Annotated in this window: 20 protein-coding genes; 12 read left to right on the forward strand and 8 right to left on the reverse strand. The window is 61.2% G+C overall.

Translation table 11 applies throughout. The features are described from left to right. Positions 1 to 29: 29 nt before the first annotated feature. The 3 genes from OXH56_16800 to OXH56_16810 form a co-directional block, all read right to left on the reverse strand. Positions 30 to 2,657, reverse strand: a complete 2,628-nt coding sequence (locus OXH56_16800) for a tetratricopeptide repeat protein (protein MCY3556970.1) — start codon at positions 2,655 to 2,657, stop codon at positions 30 to 32. Between the two features lie 78 nt (positions 2,658 to 2,735). Next, complete coding sequence (locus tag OXH56_16805; protein ID MCY3556971.1) at positions 2,736 to 3,380, reverse strand: hypothetical protein; 645 nt, start codon at positions 3,378 to 3,380, stop codon at positions 2,736 to 2,738. A gap of 11 nt (positions 3,381 to 3,391) precedes the next feature. After that, the gene (locus OXH56_16810) at positions 3,392 to 4,021 is read right to left on the reverse strand and encodes a hypothetical protein (GenBank protein MCY3556972.1); all 630 of its coding nucleotides are present in this window, start codon (positions 4,019 to 4,021) and stop codon (positions 3,392 to 3,394) included. A 319-nt stretch (positions 4,022 to 4,340) separates the two neighbouring features. Between OXH56_16810 and nifS the strand changes: the two genes are divergently transcribed. The 8 genes from nifS to OXH56_16850 are packed head-to-tail and all read left to right on the forward strand — an operon-like array spanning position 4,341 to position 11,957. Next, positions 4,341 to 5,504, forward strand: a complete 1,164-nt coding sequence (nifS, locus tag OXH56_16815; GenBank protein MCY3556973.1) for a cysteine desulfurase NifS — start codon at positions 4,341 to 4,343, stop codon at positions 5,502 to 5,504. A gap of 10 nt (positions 5,505 to 5,514) precedes the next feature. Beyond that, positions 5,515 to 5,898, forward strand: a complete 384-nt coding sequence (locus tag OXH56_16820) for an iron-sulfur cluster assembly scaffold protein (GenBank protein ID MCY3556974.1) — start codon at positions 5,515 to 5,517, stop codon at positions 5,896 to 5,898. A 4-nt stretch (positions 5,899 to 5,902) separates the two neighbouring features. Further along, the gene (gene mnmA / locus OXH56_16825) at positions 5,903 to 7,156 is read left to right on the forward strand and encodes a tRNA 2-thiouridine(34) synthase MnmA (GenBank protein ID MCY3556975.1); all 1,254 of its coding nucleotides are present in this window, start codon (positions 5,903 to 5,905) and stop codon (positions 7,154 to 7,156) included. Positions 7,157 to 7,163: 7 nt separating this feature from the next. Next, entirely contained in the window at positions 7,164 to 8,177 is a 1,014-nt protein-coding gene (locus tag OXH56_16830) for a peptidase MA family metallohydrolase (GenBank protein MCY3556976.1), read from the forward strand. A 55-nt stretch (positions 8,178 to 8,232) separates the two neighbouring features. Then, complete coding sequence (locus OXH56_16835; protein ID MCY3556977.1) at positions 8,233 to 9,138, forward strand: lysophospholipid acyltransferase family protein; 906 nt, start codon at positions 8,233 to 8,235, stop codon at positions 9,136 to 9,138. A 15-nt stretch (positions 9,139 to 9,153) separates the two neighbouring features. After that, the gene (locus OXH56_16840) at positions 9,154 to 9,822 is read left to right on the forward strand and encodes a hypothetical protein (protein ID MCY3556978.1); all 669 of its coding nucleotides are present in this window, start codon (positions 9,154 to 9,156) and stop codon (positions 9,820 to 9,822) included. Between the two features lie 53 nt (positions 9,823 to 9,875). After that, positions 9,876 to 10,913 (forward strand): lipopolysaccharide heptosyltransferase II, encoded by a 1,038-nt coding sequence (gene waaF / locus OXH56_16845; GenBank protein ID MCY3556979.1) that lies wholly within the window; start codon positions 9,876 to 9,878, stop codon positions 10,911 to 10,913. 12 nt (positions 10,914 to 10,925) lie between these two features. Beyond that, positions 10,926 to 11,957, forward strand: coding sequence for a carbohydrate kinase family protein (locus tag OXH56_16850; protein MCY3556980.1), 1,032 nt, complete (start codon positions 10,926 to 10,928; stop codon positions 11,955 to 11,957). An 86-nt stretch (positions 11,958 to 12,043) separates the two neighbouring features. On the opposite strand, the gene OXH56_16855 is transcribed toward OXH56_16850, so the two are convergent. From OXH56_16855 to OXH56_16870, 4 genes are read right to left on the reverse strand one after another with little or no spacing between them, the layout of a single operon-like run. Further along, a complete protein-coding gene (locus OXH56_16855; protein MCY3556981.1) occupies positions 12,044 to 13,744 on the reverse strand; it encodes a GWxTD domain-containing protein in 1,701 nt (566 codons plus the stop codon). 35 nt (positions 13,745 to 13,779) lie between these two features. Beyond that, positions 13,780 to 14,613, reverse strand: a complete 834-nt coding sequence (locus OXH56_16860) for a tetratricopeptide repeat protein (protein ID MCY3556982.1) — start codon at positions 14,611 to 14,613, stop codon at positions 13,780 to 13,782. 14 nt (positions 14,614 to 14,627) lie between these two features. Then, positions 14,628 to 16,115: a hypothetical protein gene (locus OXH56_16865; protein MCY3556983.1), complete on the reverse strand. Its 1,488-nt coding sequence runs from the start codon at positions 16,113 to 16,115 to the stop codon at positions 14,628 to 14,630. Positions 16,116 to 16,157: 42 nt separating this feature from the next. After that, positions 16,158 to 16,844, reverse strand: coding sequence for a hypothetical protein (locus tag OXH56_16870; protein MCY3556984.1), 687 nt, complete (start codon positions 16,842 to 16,844; stop codon positions 16,158 to 16,160). Between the two features lie 270 nt (positions 16,845 to 17,114). On the opposite strand from OXH56_16870, the gene OXH56_16875 reads away from it, so the two are divergent. Continuing rightward, positions 17,115 to 17,873: a hypothetical protein gene (locus OXH56_16875; protein MCY3556985.1), complete on the forward strand. Its 759-nt coding sequence runs from the start codon at positions 17,115 to 17,117 to the stop codon at positions 17,871 to 17,873. A 3-nt stretch (positions 17,874 to 17,876) separates the two neighbouring features. Here OXH56_16875 and OXH56_16880 read toward each other — a convergent pair whose 3' ends face one another. Continuing rightward, on the reverse strand, positions 17,877 to 18,590 hold the full coding sequence (locus OXH56_16880; protein ID MCY3556986.1) for a hypothetical protein: 714 nt from the start codon (positions 18,588 to 18,590) through the stop codon (positions 17,877 to 17,879). Positions 18,591 to 18,850: 260 nt separating this feature from the next. On the opposite strand from OXH56_16880, the gene OXH56_16885 reads away from it, so the two are divergent. Genes OXH56_16885 through OXH56_16895 form a run of 3 tightly spaced genes read left to right on the forward strand, consistent with a single transcriptional unit; the run spans position 18,851 to position 20,754 of the window. Beyond that, a complete protein-coding gene (locus OXH56_16885) occupies positions 18,851 to 19,147 on the forward strand; it encodes a hypothetical protein (GenBank protein ID MCY3556987.1) in 297 nt (98 codons plus the stop codon). After that, on the forward strand, positions 19,140 to 19,928 hold the full coding sequence (locus OXH56_16890) for a phytanoyl-CoA dioxygenase family protein (protein ID MCY3556988.1): 789 nt from the start codon (positions 19,140 to 19,142) through the stop codon (positions 19,926 to 19,928). The genes OXH56_16885 and OXH56_16890 overlap by 8 nt, the downstream gene beginning before the upstream one ends. Then, positions 19,912 to 20,754, forward strand: a complete 843-nt coding sequence (locus OXH56_16895; GenBank protein ID MCY3556989.1) for a sugar phosphate isomerase/epimerase — start codon at positions 19,912 to 19,914, stop codon at positions 20,752 to 20,754. Before OXH56_16890 ends, OXH56_16895 begins: the two co-directional genes overlap by 17 nt. Positions 20,755 to 20,760 lie beyond the last annotated feature (6 nt).

Consider the following 20,760-nt stretch of genomic DNA (forward strand, 5'->3'; position numbering starts at 1 on the left):
CGTCCTTCAGCGCGGGCGTAAGCGGGAAGTTAATCCGTGTCTGGCCTGAATTCCGCGACCCGGTCATTGGTCACGACGAAGACTTTCTGCCGCGTGGCGGTTTCTCCGGAATGCAGGTCGGTGACGCGAACCGTCATCTCGTAGGCGCCGGTGGGTGTGTTCCCGGTATCGATGGAAGTGTAACTGTACTCGTCCGAACGATTTCCTTCGTTTTCGAATACCATGAGCACGGACTGTTCGCTGTCCGTACGCCGTATCAGCCGGTCAATGCCCTTCAGCACACGCCAGAAGAGGTTCCTCGGCCGGTCCATGTCCTTCACTTCCAGTTCCACCTGGTACGAGGATCGACCGGATTCGTCCAGGACGAGGTTGTAGATCTCGTAGTAGAAGTGAACGGGGTCGGTGCGCTGGTACATACGTGCCGGATTGGGTACGATTTCAAGTCCGTTGCGTACGAAGGAACTGTGGGTTGAATCGGCCGGCGCAATGGACACGGCCAGCTTGATATCGCTCAACACCAAAGCGTCTCCGGCGTAATCGGGCACGGCATAGTCCTGTTCGTAAATGCCGATGCGCCGGGTGGTCTCGTCCTGAACCTCTATGGCAGCGTGGAAGCTGCCGGGCGGCGCTTCCATCTCCATCATGCCCATATGAAGTTCGATACCCGGTTCGCTCCCTGATACCGATACGAGTGGCCGGTCGATGGGACCGATACGCCTGGATGTCTGGGCTACACGGTTGTAGTCGTCATCATGAAACACCATGTGACCATCCAGCCAGGTGTGCAATCCCTGCCCGTCCTTCACCGTTTCCAGTTGTTCGGCCGGGACCATGTAAGCGGTTTCCACTTCGGCCAGGCCGTCCTTACCCTTGTAGGACACGATGTCGTACATGAACCGAAGCAGTCCGCCGCCGTAGTCGAACTCGTAGGACTCTGGAGTCTTCTCCATCAGCGCGGCCACGATACGCCTGGGATGATACTTGTCCTGGACGACGGATTCGGCGATGTTCGTCTCGTGCACCTGCAATGGATAGTCAAATTTGCCGACCCCGACCTGGTCGACGAAGAACAGCTCCAGGTCGTGCTCGAGGTATACCCAGCTTTCGGCGAGGAAGCCCAGTGATTGTGCCTTGTCGGAGATGGCCGGAAAGGAGGCTGTGTTGGCGGCTTCCTTTCCCGTTACCGCAGACAAAAGGGTATTTGAGTAGGCATCCTGGAGTGCTTCCAACTCGGGCAGATAGTCCCCCGCATCGGGATCGCGGGTGCCGCGCGTTGACGGGTCGCTCCACGTCGTGCCGGAGTTATCGACCTTCAGGCGGTACCGCAATATGAAGTTGCGCTCCCGGATCGCATCGATACGGGCGTCGCCGGTCGGCTGGTAGTTCTTCATGGCGTTCTCGCCGGTCTGCATAATGAAATGCTGCAGATCGTCCGGTTCGCCGTATCGTATGTAGATCCCGCCGCGGCGATCCCATGGTTGCTGGCCCCGGGAGAAATGCTCCCGCGCGTGCATGACCCGCCGATAGTGTTCCACGAGCCGCTCGTTCACGGCGGTGGCCGGCTTCGGATCGCGCGTCGCCCAGAACCTGCGTCTGAACTCCGCTTTCGCGTCTTCCGTTTCCAGCGCCAGGTACTGCCGGAATTCGTCTTCGGATGTCACGTAGGCCAAATCCATGTAGTGCACGCGTTCCTCCGGCGCCGCGCCGGCCAGGAATGCTTCGTAGGCCTGGTCCGCTTCGGCGTAACGGCTCTGGGACTGCAGCGACGTAGCCCTTAGCTTGTTGATCAACGTATGCACGTAGTCCGGTACGGCGTTCCCGTGGACTTCGACCACCTGCGTCAGAAGGTCGATGCCTTCCTCGAACCTTTTGAGCATGTAACTGCATCGCTCCAGGTGGTAGAGCGCATCCCGGTGATCCGGTTTTACCATCAACTGCCGGTAGAAGAGGGCCAGTGCCCTTTGGTAATCGCGAGAGGGGTTTTCGTAGGACAGCCCCAGTCGGTAGAAGGCATCCGGGTGCAGGGGATTCGCCGCCGCCGCCCTGCCGAAGGATTTTCGGGCCTGCATCACGTAGAGCGGAGCCGCGGGATCTCTCTCGCTCTGCGCCATGTACGAGACGCCCAGGTAGTAGTGCACTTCGGAGTGTTCCGGATCGTACCGGAGGGCCTGCTTGAGGCTCTTTCGCGCGTCGACCATGCGGTTCTTCATGCGCATGTATGTCCGGCCCAGGGCGAGGTGCGCATCCGGGTTCTTCCGGTCGTGCCGTACGGCGATTCGCAGTTGTTTCGCCGCTTCCCGGTATTCCCCGAGTTCATAATGGCTGACGCCCAGCCAGTACCGGGCTTCCCCGGACCTGGACTTGAGGCGGACCGCCTTCTCGAAGATCGTTTTCGCTTCCTCGAATTTCCGCTGATCGAAGAGGGATATGCCTTCCGCCAGCAGGGCATCCAGCGATGCGGTCTGCATGGCCGGCATGGCCGGACCGGCCGGATCGGCAAGCCCGGGTTCGGGACGCGCGTTCGATGCCGCCGCGTCCGCGATGGAACTCACCAGGCAGCAGGTCAGCAGGAACCTGGCCAGGGTACGACAAAGGAGCGGTCTAGGGGACAGGACGGACATAAGATCAGCTGGGGGATCGATTTGGTTGGATGACAAGCCGTTCCCGGTCGCACGGGATTCGGAAGGCTTGTCCAGACCTGCTTCAATATCCCGGCCAAAGGGCCTGGTGTCAAGTTAAATCCGGGGATGAGACGCGGGGCGGGCGACGGCCTGAACGACACGCAGCATGCGCGCATACGGTGAGTCATCGGAAGATCTATCGGTCCCGGCAGACGTCGGGTCGGACCGGGCCGGATCCGCAATGTTTCCCGGTTCGGCGCCGTTTCCGTCCTCGTCATGGTTTTCCGCAAGGAGGACCCGCACGTTGAACACGCGCCCCCGTTGCGGATCGTCCAGGCACAGGCGAATCCTCGCACCGATTCTCTGGCAAAGTACGGCGGGCAGCAGTTCCGCGCATGGATTCAGATCGACGGCCAGGTTGAGTTCCGCTTCCGACAACCGGTCGACGATCCCGAAGGAGGGCAGGCCGAACCACCATCGGGCGCTCCGGTCCAGCGGCACCACGGTGATGCGTCCATCCGCCGGGTCGCAGAACTCGACGGATCGCGGTTCGCCGACCACGAAAACGACCTTTGCGTCCAGACACGCAACCAGTTCGGGGATAACCTCGGCCGCTCTACGGGCTTCTTCGGGACTCGAAGGGAGGCAGATCAATAGCCGTACCGGCCGGTTGCGGATATCGGAAAGGTTGAACGCCGCGTTGCGATATCGGCCCCACCAGGTATGCAAGCCGTAAATCCAGCGGTCTCTGCGGGACATCCCTGCCATTGCTATTCCTGCTCGTCGCCCATCTTTCGGATATCGTAGTTGCCGTGCATCTGACGGACCATGTCGTTGCTCAGGTTTACAATGGCACTTTCGACCGATGCGGCATATTCTCTCTGGCCTCTGCTAAAGAACCCGATTCTCTCGGAAGCGATTCCGATGCCGGAAGCCATGACGGATGTGTACTGGATCATCTCCGCGTCATAGAACATCAGTTCGACCGTGATCGCCGTGTTTCCCCGGGCGTCGTCCTGAAACGGACCTTCTTCCTTGTTCAGCGTTACCATGGCCGCGGTCACCCTGGGAATCATGACGAGATCGAGTGCGCTTTCCTCGATCACTGCGCCCGTGGGCTGCGCATCCAGTATCGTTACCCGCGAGAAAACGCGGTTCGCTGATTTCGTGATGACCGACTCAAGGGACTCACCGATTTCAAAGATGTATTTGTCGAGATCTGATCTGTCATCGATGACGAACTGGCTGACGTCCGGAGGAACATACACTCCGACGTGCAAGTCCACGGGCCGGGCGATATTGGCCGAAGGGCCGATGTTGGGATTCAACTGGATGCTGTGGGTGCATCCCGCCAAAAGGACGATCGCCACCAGTCCAGCCGCTGTTTTCAGTACATGCATGTGCCGTTCCTCCCTGGTACGTCCATCCGCTCCGGGCAAGTTTGTACCTGTACCCCCGGCAAACGTCTTGAAAGCGTGCTCGCGCATACCATTTCAAGTCACATGAAAACTACGGATTCCCGAACGAAAAGTCAAGCGGCTACGGCGAATATCCACCGGCTGCGCGAGCGCCGCGAAACCCCGATGGCACTTGACATTTCAATGGATTATCTCTAATTTCAAAGACCGTTGACGCGACGGAAGAGGCCGTTTTCAGATCGTATTGATTTTTTGATGAACGGGGCAGGATTTCACCCCTTTCCCGGAGACCGCGCTCCTCATGGCGAGCATTTACCTGGATCATAACGCGACCACGCCGGTCCGGTCCGAAGTCTTCGATGCCATGGAACCCTTCTTCAGGGATCGGTTCGGCAACGCATCGAGCATCCACCGGTACGGACAGGATGCCCGCGCGGCCGTGGAAGAGGCGCGGGCCCGGGTGGCCGGCCTGGTGAACGCAAGGCCCGGCGAGATCTACTTCACCAGCGGCGGCACCGAGTCCGACAACCTGGCGATCAAGGGCGCCGCCTACGCACGCAGGGCTTACGGACGTCATCTGATCACGACGAACATCGAACATTCGGCCGTGCTGAACAGCTGCGCTTTTCTCGAGCGGGAGGGTTTTGATGTAACCTACCTTCCCGTGGACGAATACGGCCGGGTCGATCCCGGTCAGGTGGAGGACGCCCTTACCAGCCAGACGATCCTGGTCAGTATCATGCACGCGAACAACGAGATCGGCACGGTCCAGCCCGTGGGTGAAATAGGCAGGATCACCCGGACTCGCGGCGTGTGCTTCCATACGGACGCAGTGCAGTCCGCCGGCAAACTGACGGTCGACGTGGAAGCGATGCGCGCGGACCTCCTTTCGCTTTCGGGCCACAAGATCTACGGACCCAAGGGCGTAGGGGCCATCTACATCCGGAAGGGCGTCGAGATCGAACCCACGGCCCACGGCGGCCATCATGAAAATGACGTGCGGTCCGGCACGGAGAACACCGTGGGCATTGTGGGCCTGGGCAAGGCCGCCGAACTGGCCGCCGAGGAGCGGGAAAGCGAGTACCGTCACCTGTCCGAAATGCGCGATGTCCTGGAAGCGCGCATCCGGGTCGAGATCGAGGGCGTGCGGGTGAACGGGCATCCGGAACAGCGCCTGCCCGGCACGTCGAACGTGTCCTTCCCCGGCGCGGAAGGCGAATCGCTGATCATGAGCCTTGATCTCGCGGGCATCGCCGTGTCCACCGGTTCGGCCTGCACATCGGGCGCCATAGAACCGTCCCACGTGCTGCTGGCGCTGGGCAGGGACCCGCGCACCGCCCTCGGTTCGGTCCGGTTCAGCTTCGGGCGAGACAATTCGATGGGGGACGTGGACAGCGTCATGGACAGGCTGCCCGGCATCGTAGCCCGCCTCCGCGAGGTTTCCGCCGCGCAGGTACCCGGTTGAGGCGCGTTTCATGTACTCATCCACTGTAATGGACCACTTTCACTCACCCCGCAACGTGGGGGATCTTGCCGATGCGGACGGCGTGGGCAACGCCGGAAACCCCATCAGCGGGAATACCATCGCACTTTACTTACGGATCGCGGACGGGACCGTCACGGACGCGAAGTTCAGGACCTTCGGCTGCGCGGCGTCTATCGCGGCGAGCAGCATGGTCACCGAATGGGTGATCGGAAGGACGACCGAAGAGGCCGCGTCCATCGAAAACCATACGATCGCGGATGCCCTGGGCGGTCTTCCGCCAACCAAGATGCACTGCTCCGCCATGGCCGCGGACGGCGTGCGGGCGGCGATCGAGGATTACCGGTCCCGTTACGGCACGGTCCGGAAAGACTGAATCAATGACGACAATTTCCCATACCACCATCCGCGGCGGAGACGCCACCGCTTCTACTTTCGATCCCTTCGTCAACCGGCTGCCGCCGGCGGGGGCGAAAGTCGTCGTGGCCATGAGCGGCGGCGTAGACAGCTCGGTGGCGGCCGCGATGCTCAAGGAAGCGGGCTGCGAGGTCATCGGCGTCACGATGCACCTGTGGGACTACGACCGCGTGGGCGGCAATGCGCAGTTCGAACACGGCTGCTGCACGGTCGAGGACCGCAACGACGCGCGGGTCGTGGCCGGAAAACTCGGCATCCCCTACTACGTGGTGGATTTCCGCGAGGAGTTCGAGCAGGGCGTCATCTCGAATTTCGTCTCCGAGTACGTGCAGGGGCGTACGCCCAATCCCTGCGTGGCCTGCAACAGCCGGGTCAAGTTCGGCGTGCTGCTCGACCGGGCACGCGAACTCGGCGCCGATTACGTGGCGACCGGCCACTACGCCCGCGTGGCACTGGATGAAACGGCGAACGAGGCGGGGCAGGCGGGCGATGCGGACCGAGCCGGCCAGGCCGGCCGCTTGGTCCTGAAGCGGGGCATCGATCGAAACAAGGACCAGTCCTATGCCCTGTGGGAGATGACCCAGGACGAGCTGGTCCGGACCACCTTCCCCGTCGGCATGCTCACGAAGGCGCAGACGCGGGAAATCGCCGAACGATTCGCGCCGCGGGTGGCCGGTAAAAAGGACAGCTACGAGATCTGCTTCATCCAGGACCGGGGCCATGAGAGGTTCCTCAGGGAATGGACGACGAATCACCCCGTGAAAATGGACGAAGGACTGCTGGCCATTGAGGACCCCATACGGCCGGGACCGATCGTGGACACGGACGGCCATGTCCTGGGTGAACACCGGGGGCATCCCCTCTACACGATCGGGCAGCGCAAGGGACTGGGCCTGGCCGCGGGACGTCCGGTGTACGTGGTCGACATCCTGCCCGAAACGAATACGATCGTGGTGGGCGACGACGAGGATCTCCTCAGCGACCGGCTCATCGCGGACGGGGTCAACTGGCATACTGCGGATGCCCCGGCTGGCGAGGTACGCGGCCAGGCCAAGATCCGGTACCGGCAGGAAGCGACGCCCGCCGTCATCACGCCCAGCGAACCCGGCGTCGTGCGGGTCGACTTCGAGTATCCCCAGCGGGCGGTCACGCCGGGACAGTCCGTCGTCTTCTATGACGGCGAGACCGTCCTGGGAGGCGGCATTATACGCGAATGAGGTCGTTATGCGCTTCGATAGGGTGCCTGTGCGGGTTTCCAGCTATCTTCGTTCCTGGTGCCTTGGATGGGCCTGCAGCGTGCTCGTGCTGCTGCCGGGCCCCGGGGCAGGCGCGGAAGAATCCGTAAGGACCGACCATGGCGTTCGAGTGACCTTCGAACCCGCCGACGCGCCCTTCGTGGATCACGTGTTGGACATCGTGCGCGAGGCGTCGCCTGATCTGCGCGCCACACTGGGCCTGCCTTCCGCCGATACCATCCACATTCATATCGCCCCCACGCAGGAAGCCTTCCTGACCTATACGCCCGGCGCCATACCCGAATGGGGCGCGGGCTACGCCGTGCCGCACCGCAGGCTCGTGGTACTCAGGTCGCCCCGGATTACCGGTACGTATGACGGTTCCGAAGAACTCGTGGTGCACGAACTGGCCCACGTGATGCTGCACAGCGCACTTCGCGGCGCGGATATCCCCCGCTGGCTGGACGAGGGATTCGCGATGCACATGGCGCGGGATTGGGGGTTCTGGGATCGGGCATCCCTGGTGGTCGCCGTCGTGTCGGGTAACCTGGTCCCCCTGAGCGCCATCCAGGGCGTGAACAGGTTCCCTGAACATCGGGCCCACCTGGCCTATCAGCAAAGCGCCCTCGCCGTGCAGTATATACTCAGGATGTACGGTGAAGCGGGACTGCACACACTGTTCGACAGCCTGAGGCGGACCGGCTCCATCGACCGGGCCAGTTTCGAGACCTTCGGCATGAGTGTCGTGGAGTTCGAACGGGACTGGCTGGCGTTCATGGAACGCAACTACGGCTGGCGCATGTTACTCGGCGAAAGCCTGTCCCTCGTGATCGCGCCCCTGTTCGGCGTGCTTTGCCTGCTCGCGTTCCTGCAGATCCGAAGGCGGAGGAGGGCTACGCTGCGCCGCTGGGCAAGCGAGGAAGTCGGCGACTGGCGCACGGACGAAGACGACTGGCGAAGGAAGAACGAAGAGTGGGTCATGTCCAGGGAGCGGGACGAATGAGCGTGCGCGAAGGGATCCGAATGAATGACAGGGTGCGGATGAGAGCACGATTCGAATGAAGTTGTCGCACCGGCTCGAATACGCGGGACTTCGGGTGTTGATGTCGCTGACCAGGCGGCTTGCGCCTGCCCGCGCTTCGCAGGTGGGCGATGTACTGGGCGCACTGGTCTTTCACGTGACCGGCATGAGGAAGAAGCTGGTCATGGAGCACATGGTCCGGGTCTTCGGGATGACCAGGGATTCCGAGGCGCTCAGGGCTCTGTCCCGATCCGTCTACCGCCAGTTGGGCCGGACCGCCGTGGAGCACGCCCGCCTGCTCGCGGGGAGGACGGCGGATCTGCGGGACCGGCTCGCGGTCTCGGGAGAAGACCATATCGTCCAAGCCCGCAAAGGGGGCCGCGGGGTCATTCTGATTACCGGCCATTTCGGTTACTGGGAATTGCTTGGCGCGACGGTCGCCATGCTCGGTTATCCCATTACCGTCGTCGCGAAGAAGCTGCACAATCCAGCTGTCGACCGCCTGGTGCACGCGGGACGCGAGCGATTGGGCATGGCAGTAGCCACGATGGACAAAGCGCCGGCCGCCGTATTCAGGGCGCTTCGGCGCAACGAGTGTATCGGGCTGCTCGCGGACCAGGACGCGGGGGCCGGCGGGGTGTTCGTCGATTTTCTGGGCCGGAGGGCGTCCACCTACCAGGGACCGGCGCTATTTTCGTTGCGCACGGGCGCGCCCATCGTGCCGTGTTTCATCATTCGATCCGGCCCGGAACGGCACCGTGTCTGTTTCGAAACCCCGATCGAAGCGATTCCGACCGGTGACGAACCGGCCGATATCGCACGGATTACCCAGGCCTACACCGACGTGTTGGCCCGGTACATCATGGATTATCCCGATCACTGGTTCTGGGTACACCGGCGGTGGAAGACCCCGGCGCCCGACGATTCAAATTTCGTAAAGTAAAGGAGACCCCTTTCCATGCCACGCTACCCCGTCATCACCATTTGCGCCGTAATGCTTTTCGGTATCGCCGCGGCCTGCGGAAACGGTGGAGAAGAGTCCGCAACACGGTCGCCGGAACCGCCGGCCGATCCTCCGCCGCTGGTGGCGGCGCCTGCCGTATCGGAAAGCCCGGACGCCACTGCCCCGGTTCCGGTGAACGCCCAGGAGCAGACGACAACGGGCGCTGCCGCGGGGGTCGTCTGGACCGTACCGCCGCGTTGGGAGGTGCAGCCACCCCGCACGATGCGCATGGCGACTTATCTGATCCCGAAGTCCGCCGAGGACGACGAACCGGGCGAGTGCGCCGTGTTCTATTTCGGCCGCGGGCAGGGAGGCAGCGTCGACCTGAACCTGCAGCGTTGGCGGGACCAGTTCGAGTCGGATACGGGCGGGCAGCCGTCACTGGCCCAGCGGAAGTCGACCATCAACGGCCTGGCCGTGACCACGGTGTCCCTGGCGGGGACGTACCTCGCCTCCATGGGCCCCATGTTCCAGTCCGGCGCCGTGAAAAAACCGGGCTACAGGATGCTCGGGGCCATAATCGAGGCACCGGAAGGAAACGTGTTCGTCAAGCTCACCGGACCGGAAAAGACGGTCCTCAGCGCGGATGGCGAGTTCCAGGCCTTCCTGAATTCGCTGAAGTAGAATAACCGCGCGGACCCCTTGAGTCCGCGTTCCGACGAGGCATCCTAAGCGGGTTGAGCATACTTGTCATACAAACCGCATTCGTGGGCGACCTCGTTTTGTCCACCCCGTTGTTCGAAGCGGCCAGGACGCGGCTGGGTGCCGGCCGTGTCGGGGTCGTCGTGCGGCCCGAGACGGCGAACCTGCTTCGGAACAATCCCCACATCGACGATATCGTCATCTACGACAAGCACGGCGCGCAAAAAGGACCCCTGGAACTGCTCCGCCTCGCCCGCAAGCTGCGCGGCGCGGCCTACGATACGGCGTTGATCCCTCACCGATCCTTCAGAAGCGCAATGCTGGGTTTCCTGTCGGGCATATCCGTACGGGTGGGCTTCGATCGAAGCGCGGGCAGGCTGCTCCTGACCGACCGGGTCGCCTACCGTTCCGGTCATGAAGTCGACCGAAACCTCTCACTGCTGGATTCGTGGGAGGTCGATGCGGAAGGTATTCGCCCGGCCCTGTACCCGGATGACGCGGACCGGAGGCGGGTGGATGCCCTGATGCGGCAAACCGACGTCGCACCGTCCGAACCACTGTGCGGCATCAGCCCCGGTTCGGTCTGGGCGACCAAGCGATGGCTTCCCGGCCGATACGCCGCGCTGATCCGCCGGCTCGCCCGAGAATACGGATACCGTTCCGTGCTCTTCGGCAGTTCCGGGGACCGTCCGCTTTGCGACGAAATCGCCGCCGAGTCCGGTGTCGACCCATTGAACGCGGCCGGCGCGTTGACCCTGTTGCAGTCGGCGGCGCTCGCCGCCCGTTGCGCCGCCGTGGTGTCAAACGATACGGGGATGGGCCACGTGGCCGCCGCCATGGATACGCCCGTCGTGGCCCTTTTCGGCCCCACGGTACCCGCATTTGGCTTCGTCCCTCACGGACCGGGGCACCAGGTCGTCGAGACCCCTCTGGACTGCCGGCCATGCAGTGCTCATGGCGGGAACCGGTGTCCCATCGGAACCCACGACTGCATGCGCGGCATCACCGTGGAGCGGGTAATCGAAGCCGTGGCCATACAACTCGGGAAACCCGGACCACCCGTAACAGACTGAGCTGGAAACAACATGCGTATTGGCATCATCGGCCTCATCAACCACGACACCATCTTCATGGCCGGCGGCCGCCGGATCCAGGACCTGGGCGGCATATTGTACAACACCACCGTAATGGACGACCTCGTGGGCGAAGGCGACGCACTGTATCCCATCAGCCGCATCGGCGCGGATTGTTACGACGCCATGCGCACCATTCTGGACCCGCGCCCCGCCGTCAGCGACCTCGGCGTCCGTGTCTCACGGTCGGGTACCAGCCGGAACCGGATTCGTTACGACGAGTCCATGGAAAAAGTCGAACAACTTACGAACCATATCGACCCTATTCCCTTCGAACAAATCGAACCGTTTCTGGACCTCGACGCCCTGCTGGTGAATTTCATCGTGGGCGACGATATCAGCCTGGAAACCATGGCGGCCGTGCGGGAAAAGGCCGCCGGGTTGCTGTATCTGGACGTGCACAACCTGTGTCTGGCCATCGACGCGGAGGGCTACAGGCGTAGACGGGCGCCCGAGAACTGGCACCGATGGATTGAAATGTTCGACGTCGTTCAGATGAACGAAGTGGAGGCCCGTCTGCTGGCCGGCGTGACCGTCGCAGGTGAACAGGCAGGCGGACCGGTGGAAGCGATGGGCGGATCAAACGGACCAGGCGGATCAGGCGGATCAAACGGATCAGGCGGGCCAGGCAGACCAGGCGGGCTAGGCGGTCCGCTGGATTCGGAGGATGATTTCATCGCCTTCGGACGGTCCGTGACAGCGCTCGGTCCCTCGGTGTGCGTCATCACCCGGGGGCCACTCGGTCCGGTCACCGTGTACCGGAAAAACCGGGAATCCGAAGCCTTAGTCATTCCCTCGGAGCCGGCCGGTGACGTGGTCGACACCACCGGCTGCGGCGACGCCTTCGCCGCCGGTTTCGTCGTCGAATTCACGGCAACGAAAGACCCGGTCGGTGCGACCCGCCTCGCGAATCGAGTCGCAAGCGTGAACTGTACCGTGGCGGGATTGCCGGAGACCGGCACGTTCTCCGGTCTCCGCGCCTGACGGGACATAGTTCCTTTGGGAACCGGGGTCTGGCCGGTGGGTACCGGAGTCTGGCCGGTGGGTACCGGAGTCTGGCCGGTGGGCGATTAATCGTCCGTGACAAGGAAGCGGGCTGATTCGGACACGCTATGGCCTGCATGGCGGTCCACGAACGTCACCGAGAGGACATATACGCCTGGTGTCAGGTTGGTGGTATCCATTGCCGTGAATTCGGCCTCCTCCCTGGACGAACCTTCGCCTTCGAAAGTCAGCAGGACTGTCTGCATGTCCTCCAGCTGACGGGCTGGCCGAAAGGGCAGGGAGGGCGTGCCCTCGGGTACGATCTCGTATTGCGTCTCGTAGGAAGTCCTGCCCGATTCGTCGTCGATACTCAGGTTGTATACCTCGTAGTACACGTAGACGAGTTGGCCGCGTCTGTAGACGCGCAGAGGATGAGGCACGATATTCAGACCGTTGCGCACGAAGGGACCGGTCCGGTCGGTCCGGGTGATCCCGGTGGACAGCTTCAGATCGCTGATCATCAGTGCGCCACCCCGGTAATCGCGGACAATCACCTCTTTACTGTAGACGCCGACCCGCTGGGAGACTTCGTCCCGCATGTCCACCCACGCCGTGAACGCACCCTGGGGCGCCCTTAAATCGACGGCTAGCGTGTAGGTGGAAACCCTGGCCTGGTCCGGACTCAGCCTTCGCGTGGGCCGTTCTATGGGACCGAAGCGGAACCGCTGGTTGAAAACCGGACCGGATTCGGCGTTGCGCAACGTTGCCTGGTTATTGAGATAGGTCACCGGACCTCTTCCATCACCCGTGTCCCCGAACTGCCAGACCGGGATGCTGTAGGACAGTTCGACTTCCGTCCGTATCCCGTCTCCACGAAAGGTGACGACATCGAAGGCGTAGTCCAGCGGTTCGCCGGCAAAATCGTGTTCGTATACCTCGGGAGTCTGTTCAACCAAAAGGTCGGCGACCTTCCTCGGGTGGAGCGTTGCCTCTCTGCGCATCTCCCCCAAGGCCTTAGTGGCCAAGGAACCCGCGTCGATCTGCAGCTTCCGCTCGGGATAGTCGAACCGGCCTCCTCCCGTCGGATCGACGAAGAACAGTTCCATATTGTGCGCAACATATACCCAGCTCTCCGCCCTGTACGTGGATCCCATGCTTCTTCGCTGAATCACGGCGGTTTCGTAGTTGACCTGCTCGGGTGCTTTAAGCGGCGCGCCATTTGAGTTCATGTTTTCATTGGGGTACAGGTTGTTCGCCGTCATCAGAGACTCTGTACCAAATCCCACGCGTTGCGCCACATCCTGATCCAGTAATACGTCCACCTGACCCGGGTCGACTCTCAACCGACAGCCGAACTGCCAGTTCCGTTCGCGTATCCCGTCCACTTCCGGTTTACCCGTTGGCGGATACAGGTTTCTGGGGTCCTCGTATGCGCGGAACAGGAACCGCTGACGGTCGTCGGGTTCGCCGAACCGGACGTAGATCTCTCCTCTACGGTCGTATGGGAACTGCGTGTTTGAGAAGTGTATCCGCGCGTACATGACCCGCTTGTAATGTTCTACCAGGCGTTCGTTCTCTATGGTGGCGGGATTCGAGTCCCGTGCGTTCCAGAATTCCGTCCAGCGGTCTTCCCGCTCCTCGCCCTCCGCTCGACGCCATGCTTCCAGCTCATCTGCAGTGGCCACGTGGACCAGGTCTCTGTACACCACCTGCTCATCGGGTTCCAGCGACTTGATGTACGTCTCTAGCGATCGCTGCAGCAGGTCGTATTGTTTTTTCGTACTCATGGAAAGCGATTCGAACTGAGTTAAAAGCGTCTGGATCAGGTCGGACGATATGCCTCCATCTCTCCGGCAAGCTTCCTGAGCTGCTCAGCGCCGCGTTCGTAGTATTCGAAACGGTGGCAGACGCCCGCGAATCGCTGCAGGGCTTCGGGATGTTCCGGGTTGACCTGGTATTGCGTAAGATACGCATCAAGCGCCTTGACATAGTCGTCGTACCGGTCCCTTACCTGCTTTCCCTGGTCCGAAAACTTCAATTCCTCGTAGCAGCGCCCGAGCTGAAAATGGGCATCCGGATGCAGGGGATCCAATTCGACGGCCCGCTGGAAAAAGTCGCGACCGTCCTGGTGGCTGCCGATGAGCCAGCTTTCTTCACCCTGGTCCATGTACGTCATCCCCAGGGCGTACTGGTACTCCGCGTTTCCCGGATCCAGCTTTATGGCCTCGCGCATCGCCTTCCGTGCGTCGAGTCTACGATTGGGCACGCGCATGATTGCGCGTCCCAGGCCCATGTGTCCAGGCGCCCAGAACCGGTCTCTGCGCACCACCTGCTTGAATGCCTCGAGCGCTCCGTCGTTCCGGTTCAGGGCGTAGAGGGTCATGCCGAGCCAGTACTGGGCACGGGCCGATTTCCCATCCTGCTTTACCGCTTGAACCAGTAAAGGAAGGGCTTCAGTGAACCGGTCCAGCGCGTAAAGCCGTTTGCCCTCTTCCAGCAAAGGCAGGTTTTGAGGCATTGCGTTTGAAGGTTTTGCGTACAGCGTCATTGCGTCCGGAGATATCGGTCTGACCTGCGGCGCAAAAGAAGTAACCGCCACGGACAGCACACCGGCCAGGATCAGTCGTGTACCTGTAAAGTGGATGGCTTTTGACATAAAGATCTCCATATCTACTTGCCTACCCGGTAACCATAACCTACGACGATCCAGGCCTTGACCGCCTTGCCTCTCAGTGTGGCTGGATGATACCAGGATGTGTATATCTTCGCGAGCAGTAATGCATCGATTTCGTCGTAGCCCGTCGATTCGACGATCTTCGCTTCACTGACTTCGCCCACCTCGCTGATCAGCAGCTCGAACCTCACAAGACTGTCACTGATATGCCGGAGGTTACCGGGTATTTCACTTCGGGAAATGCTGATGTCCACGCGCCGGGGTACAGGCGGCGTATCGAAGCGCAGAAAACCGGAGGAAGCACCGCTCACGTCGCCTTCAGCGCCGCCCCCTGAGCCGACCGCTCCAATTAACTCGGCCATCGCGCCGCCGCGGGAGCCGTCGTTGCCGGATCCTTCACCTTCGCTGGAACCGGCGAAGCCCGTGGACCCGTCCCCGCTGTCGCCTGAGCCCTTTGAGCCGTCGCCACTGGAACCGTCGCCACTTGAGCCTGCGCCGCCCGAACCTGCACCACTGCCTCGATTGGAACCGCTGTTTCTGCCCGAGTCAGCGCCGTCTACCGCCCCAAGGCGTCTGGAATCTCCTTCTCCGCCTGACTCGGCTATTCCTTCCGTGTCGCCCCCCCTGGAACTGCCGCCGGATACGCCTTTGCCCGTCGACTCACCCATACCTCCTCCGGCCAGCGTACCATCGTTTCCCAGGGGCACCGGCGTCGCGATCGCGTGGGTACCGGTCAACCCGGTGGCTGCTACCGGTGAGGGGAGGGCAAACGTGGTAACTGGTTGGGTACCGGACAGGCCGGCAGTTTCCACCGGGGTGGGCAGTTCGAAGGTCCTCACCACGTGCGTACCTGAGATCTCGGAAGCTTCCACCGGTGAGGGAAGATCGAACGTAGTGATCGCGTGGACCTCCGATATCACGCTGGCCTCCACTGGTGAGGGCAAGTTGAAGGTCGTGACCTCGTGGGCCTCGGAAACATCGCCGACCTCCATCGGCGACGGGAGGTTGAAGGTAGTGATCTCGTGGGCTTCCGACAACGCAACCTCCTCGAAGGGCGTGGGAAGGTTGAAGGTCGTGACCTCGTGAGCCTCGGAGATCTCACTGACCTCGACCGGAGTAGGCAGATTGAAGGTTGTGACTTCGTGAACTTCCAATATCGCAACATCTTCGATCGGCGTCGGAAGGGTGAAAGAAGTGACCTCGTGGGGTTCTGATATCGCCAGGTCCTCAATGGGAACGGGAAGGTTGAACGTCGTAATTTCGTGCGCTTCCGAAACTGCCAGTTCTTCGATAGGAACGGGCAGTTCGAACGTCGTGACCTCGTGGACCTCCGATATGGCCAGATCATCAACAGGCACGGGGACATCGAACGTCGTGGCCTCGTGGGCCTCCGACAAGGCCAAGTCCTCCACCGGAGGAGGGACTTCGAAAGAGGTGATCTCGTGGGGTTCCGAAATCGCGATCTCTTCGAAGGGTTCAGGCATTTCGAATGTCGGGGTTTCTTCCGCCTCCGCGATCGCGCTCTCCTAGACGGGCGGCGGCAACTCGATGGGCGTGATCTCTTCCATCTCCGACAACTCGTCTATCTCTGACGGCGGGGGCGCTTCGGCTGGCAGGGGCACCTCGGTCGGCGGGGGAATTTCCGCTGAAACGAACGCTTCCGGTTCCAACCTTTCGCGGTCCACCGCAAGCGAAGGTGCCTCGACGGGGATGACCTCTTCCATCTCCGTCATCTCGCTCTCCAGCACCGGCGGCGGCGTTTCTACGGCCAGGGGTGCCGGACCGTCCTCGCTTATGGCTTCATCGCTGGATTCTACCGTGCCTTCGGTGCCTTCCGTCCCACCGCCTTCCGTCCCGGCGCCTTCTTCCCCGGCCGCCCCCAGGATCTCTTCTTGCGGATCACTGGCCGCCTCGTCCGGTTCCTCGCTATCGACTTCCACCTCGTCCGTAACGAGGGTGTCCTCGATGAGTACTTCGACCAGGAAAGGAGGATAGGGCGTCAGCTCTATCAGTTCTTCGACCGTAGGTTCCAGGAACCTGTACCAGTAAACCGTCCCACTGACGATCAGATGAACCATGGCCGCCAAGACGAATCCGACACCGAGGAAACGCCGCGACAGGCGTTTCAACCGGTGAGGAATCAGGTCTTCGAATTCAAGCTTTGCCAGCGCTTGCAGAAGTCGCCGGGCTATATGCCGAGAAAAACGGTTCATTGCGGCTTTACTGATTATGAAACCATTTTAAATCGCAACTATCTACATCAAAAAAAGAAGCGGTGAATTATGCTGGTGTCAAGGTCGGGTTGAGCCTGACCTGCATCACGACGATCTTTGTATTATGGTGTACTGGTTGTATTTTCAGTCATACCGGCATCGTCTGCTTCAGTCGTCCCGTGCTAATCCGATGCGTGTGTTGTTTCCGGGATTTGCATGTTGGGCATTTACGCAGATCACTACTTCAACCCAATCCGAAAGGGGGATTTCATGACCGAGCGGGACGAAAACGTAGTCGTTCTCTTTCGAGGGGGTCGTCTGCCGGAATGGTACCAGCTGGACGAAGCCCGGCGGACTGACTACGAGCGCCGGCACGTCGACCTGATGCTGTCGGTTGCCGACCGTCACGGCCTGATCGGCATCCACGGATACCGGCTGCTGGGGCCCCGTGTGAGCTGGGAGCGGTTCTGGACCATCGAGTTTCCGGATCTCGCTGGCGCGGAGGTCTGGATGTCGGCCGAGGCGGAACCGCCATACGGACGCTACGGTTACTACAACTATACCCTTGCCCGCCGCTGGCAACCGGAGTGCCTTAACTGGCTGCCGCGCAAGGCCGAACCGCCGGTGACCCCCGGCACCGATCCGCACATCATTCCGGCCCTTTCGGCCGATCATTCGTCGATCGTCCTGCTGGCTTTCGGCGGCCGGTACCGGGGCGCGGAATCCGACGAGATCGGGGATCAGCGAGTTTCCGATGAGCACGACGAAGAGAGGTGGCGGCGTATGCGGAAGGTGAGCCGGGACCACGGCCTCATCCACGGCGAGGTCTTCCGGCTGTTGGGCACCAGCGACCACGGAGATTACGCCTGGATCCTGGAGTTCCCTGGACTGGCCGGCATCGAGGCCTGGATCGACGCGGAGACGGCGCCTCCGCTTGCGGCCGGTCAGCGTCACGATTTCCACGTAGCCAGGCGCTGGGCACCCGAATACTTCGCCACCTGGGCGGCGGGAAGGGGTGGGGATGGTTGAATTCTACGGCTGATGCCTTACGAATACCATCGCATTTAGCAAGTCATCTACCATGTCCTTAGGGTGACGTATCTTCATCATATATTCAATCGCAAACTCATCTACTTCCGGATATCCCGATGATTCGACAACCCATGCTGTATCAGTCAACGATTCTACCACATGAAACACCGCCCGAACATCTCCTTCGTGCTTGAGGTCACAGTCTGGCGGAATCGTAACCAGAAAAGAAAAGGTGCCCAATTCCGCTGTATCGAATTCGGTGGATGACTCTTTCTGTCCGTCACTGTCATCAGGAACTTTTACGGTAAAATGCATCATTAACGGTGGATCTCCCCAGCCTATCTTCGGTGTCTGAGGTCTCTTCAGTACTTGATTCAACGCGAACTCGTCCACCTCCGGGAATCCTGACGACGCAATCACCCAGGCCGTATCGATTACGGCATTGACGGTCCGTACTTCCAACCAAACTGTTCCTTCGTTCTCTATTCCGCTTTCAGGTGGTACGGTAGCGGATCTCCCAACTATACCGCCGGCATCGAATTTACCACTCATAATCTCTTCTTTTAACAGATTTACAAACTCATCATGAGTAAGGTATGGACCACCCGCCATTTCAGTAGTTTCGGGAGCGGCATCTTCAGGCGCGTTGTCGGTTCCGCCGCAGGCGAACGCCGACAATGCCAGAAAAGTCAGTACGGTAGTAGCGCGTGTCATGGCATGCCTCCAATATAACCACGTACTAGATGCCTGAGGACCAGGTTTCGAAAAATGGAAGATCGAATCGAGACCGGGTACTCATGTCTGTTTTATATGAAAATGTTCGGGGAGTCTTAACCAACGGTACCGGTTGCTGCATACGTTGTCAAACGATTAACCGGCCGCATTATTCCCTTGGACACGGCGTCCGGATTCGTCATTTTACTTCGTCGAGCACCCCCTTGACCCGATCGGCTGTTTTTACTGTCCAGGCCAACATGTCTTCAACTTCCGACTCGAGCGTAAGGCAGCGGCTGCTGTACCTCCATGCGCGGACGCCCAGCGTTTTCTCCGAGATCCTGGGGTGTACCCCCATTGAACCCGTCAAGGACTACCGGGCGGAGATCACGGCGGACGTCCCCGACTGGCCCTACAACACCGTGCACGACGCGCTCGTCGACGGGTGGCATATCGTGCAGTTTCCCCATCTCCAGGCGCCTATCGACGACCGGGACCTGGACGTCGTGGGATACGAGTTCATCTTGCAGAAACTGGAGGAGGTCCGGGATGGATAAGTCCCATCTGCTCACGGATATGGAGATGGTCGGCTTTCTCGTGAACGGCTATCACCTGCTCGAACTCGATCTTCCCGAGGGACTCAACGAGCGCATCGCCGGCCGGCTGGACGAACTGGACCACAATCCCGGCGACGCCATCGCGGAGGAGGTGCCCGAGCTCTGGCAGGCGGTCGAGCATCCCGCGGTGAAAGGCGCCCTCGTCAGCCTGCTCGGCGAGGACTACGAGGTGCAGGGCCATCGCCACTGGCACTGCAAGCAGCCGCACACCGGCCACATGTCCTGGCACCAGGACAGCACCAATAGCCGGGACAACCGGATCGACCGGCTCCTCGGGCTGTTCTATCCTACCGACATCACTTCGGAGATGGGACCCACGATCATCGTCCCGGGCACGCAGTTCCGAAACGCGCCTACGGACCGCATGGCCACCTATACCAACATCCACGGGCAGGTGCCGATGGTCGTCAGGGCCGGGACCTTCGCCCTGACCCACTATGACCTCTGGCACGGCACCGCGGCCAATCGGACATCCATCAAACGCCACATGATCAAGTTCCTGTTCAGGCGGGTGCGGGACAACCGTGCGCCGACCTGGAACCACGATCCCGATGCCATGAACGTGCCCACCGCCTGGGGCGGGAAACGGGACGATCCCAAGAACGTTCTGTCTTTCGGCAACCCCATCGGCGTCGGACAAAGCGATCACTACAAGGAGCGCCAGATACGTTGGAAATGCTGGAACAACCTGCTGGGAGTTGCCGATGCGACTGACCGTTAGCAACCATTCCTTCGAGTACCTCGACCTGGAGGGCACGCTGGCGCTGGCCCGGGCCATCGGCTTCAAGGGCGTGGACATCGCCGGGTTCCACGACCGGGGGCGATGCAGCCTGGAGCCGGACGAAGTGGGTGCGGACCCGCTGGGCCACGCGAACCGCCTCAACCGACTGCTGGCGAAATACGAACTCGAAGCCGTCGATTTCTTTCCGCAGTTCGGCGCATCCCTCGACGAACGGTCCTTCAACGCCCCGGACCCAGCGGTGCGGAAGCGGAACAGGACTTCCTTCGAGGGGATCATCCGCTTCTGCGAGGCCGTCGGCATACCGGGATTCACGATCAGCCCGGGTACGCACCACCCGGGCCGTGCCTTCGAGGAGAATCTCGATACGGCCGTCGAAGCCATGAACGACCTGACCGATCTGGCCGGCGAACGGGACATCACGGTCCGCTTCGAACCCCATGTCCAATCCGTCGTCGACACGCCGGAACGGGCGCTGGCCCTGCTGGAGCGAGCGCCGGAGGCCACCGTTACCCTGGATTATTCGCACTTCGTCATGCAGTACATTCCCGAGGAAAGGATCCACCCGCTTCTCGCCCGAACCGATCATTTCCACATCCGTGCGGCGCGGCCCGGGAAACTGCAGTCCCGGCTCGACGAGAACACCATCGATTTCGTGGACATCGCCAGAAGGCTCGAAGGACTGGCCTACCGGGGCTGCCTGTCCATCGAATTTGTTTACATGACGTGGTTCGACTGCAACCGGGTCGACTGCCTGACGGAGACCATCTTCACGAAAGACTTTATGCAGCCGCACGTGCCGGTGTAACGCGAC

The sequence above is a fragment of the Gemmatimonadota bacterium genome (genome assembly GCA_026702745.1).
GTDB lineage: Bacteria > JAAXHH01 > JAAXHH01 > JAAXHH01 > JAAXHH01 > JAAXHH01.

Coding starts and splice junctions, on each gene's coding strand:
- OXH56_16805 (MCY3556971.1), bottom strand. CDS start 3,380: ATGTCCCGCAGAGACCGCTGGATTTACGGCTTGCATACCTGGTGGGGC.
- OXH56_16810 (MCY3556972.1), bottom strand. CDS start 4,021: ATGCATGTACTGAAAACAGCGGCTGGACTGGTGGCGATCGTCCTTTTG.
- nifS (MCY3556973.1), top strand. CDS start 4,341: ATGGCGAGCATTTACCTGGATCATAACGCGACCACGCCGGTCCGGTCC.
- OXH56_16820 (MCY3556974.1), top strand. CDS start 5,515: ATGTACTCATCCACTGTAATGGACCACTTTCACTCACCCCGCAACGTG.
- mnmA (MCY3556975.1), top strand. CDS start 5,903: ATGACGACAATTTCCCATACCACCATCCGCGGCGGAGACGCCACCGCT.
- OXH56_16830 (MCY3556976.1), top strand. CDS start 7,164: ATGCGCTTCGATAGGGTGCCTGTGCGGGTTTCCAGCTATCTTCGTTCC.
- OXH56_16835 (MCY3556977.1), top strand. CDS start 8,233: ATGAAGTTGTCGCACCGGCTCGAATACGCGGGACTTCGGGTGTTGATG.
- OXH56_16840 (MCY3556978.1), top strand. CDS start 9,154: ATGCCACGCTACCCCGTCATCACCATTTGCGCCGTAATGCTTTTCGGT.
- OXH56_16850 (MCY3556980.1), top strand. CDS start 10,926: ATGCGTATTGGCATCATCGGCCTCATCAACCACGACACCATCTTCATG.
- OXH56_16855 (MCY3556981.1), bottom strand. CDS start 13,744: ATGAGTACGAAAAAACAATACGACCTGCTGCAGCGATCGCTAGAGACG.
- OXH56_16860 (MCY3556982.1), bottom strand. CDS start 14,613: ATGTCAAAAGCCATCCACTTTACAGGTACACGACTGATCCTGGCCGGT.
- OXH56_16865 (MCY3556983.1), bottom strand. CDS start 16,115: ATGCCTGAACCCTTCGAAGAGATCGCGATTTCGGAACCCCACGAGATC.
- OXH56_16870 (MCY3556984.1), bottom strand. CDS start 16,844: ATGAACCGTTTTTCTCGGCATATAGCCCGGCGACTTCTGCAAGCGCTG.
- OXH56_16875 (MCY3556985.1), top strand. CDS start 17,115: ATGACCGAGCGGGACGAAAACGTAGTCGTTCTCTTTCGAGGGGGTCGT.
- OXH56_16880 (MCY3556986.1), bottom strand. CDS start 18,590: ATGACACGCGCTACTACCGTACTGACTTTTCTGGCATTGTCGGCGTTC.
- OXH56_16885 (MCY3556987.1), top strand. CDS start 18,851: ATGTCTTCAACTTCCGACTCGAGCGTAAGGCAGCGGCTGCTGTACCTC.
- OXH56_16890 (MCY3556988.1), top strand. CDS start 19,140: ATGGATAAGTCCCATCTGCTCACGGATATGGAGATGGTCGGCTTTCTC.
- OXH56_16895 (MCY3556989.1), top strand. CDS start 19,912: ATGCGACTGACCGTTAGCAACCATTCCTTCGAGTACCTCGACCTGGAG.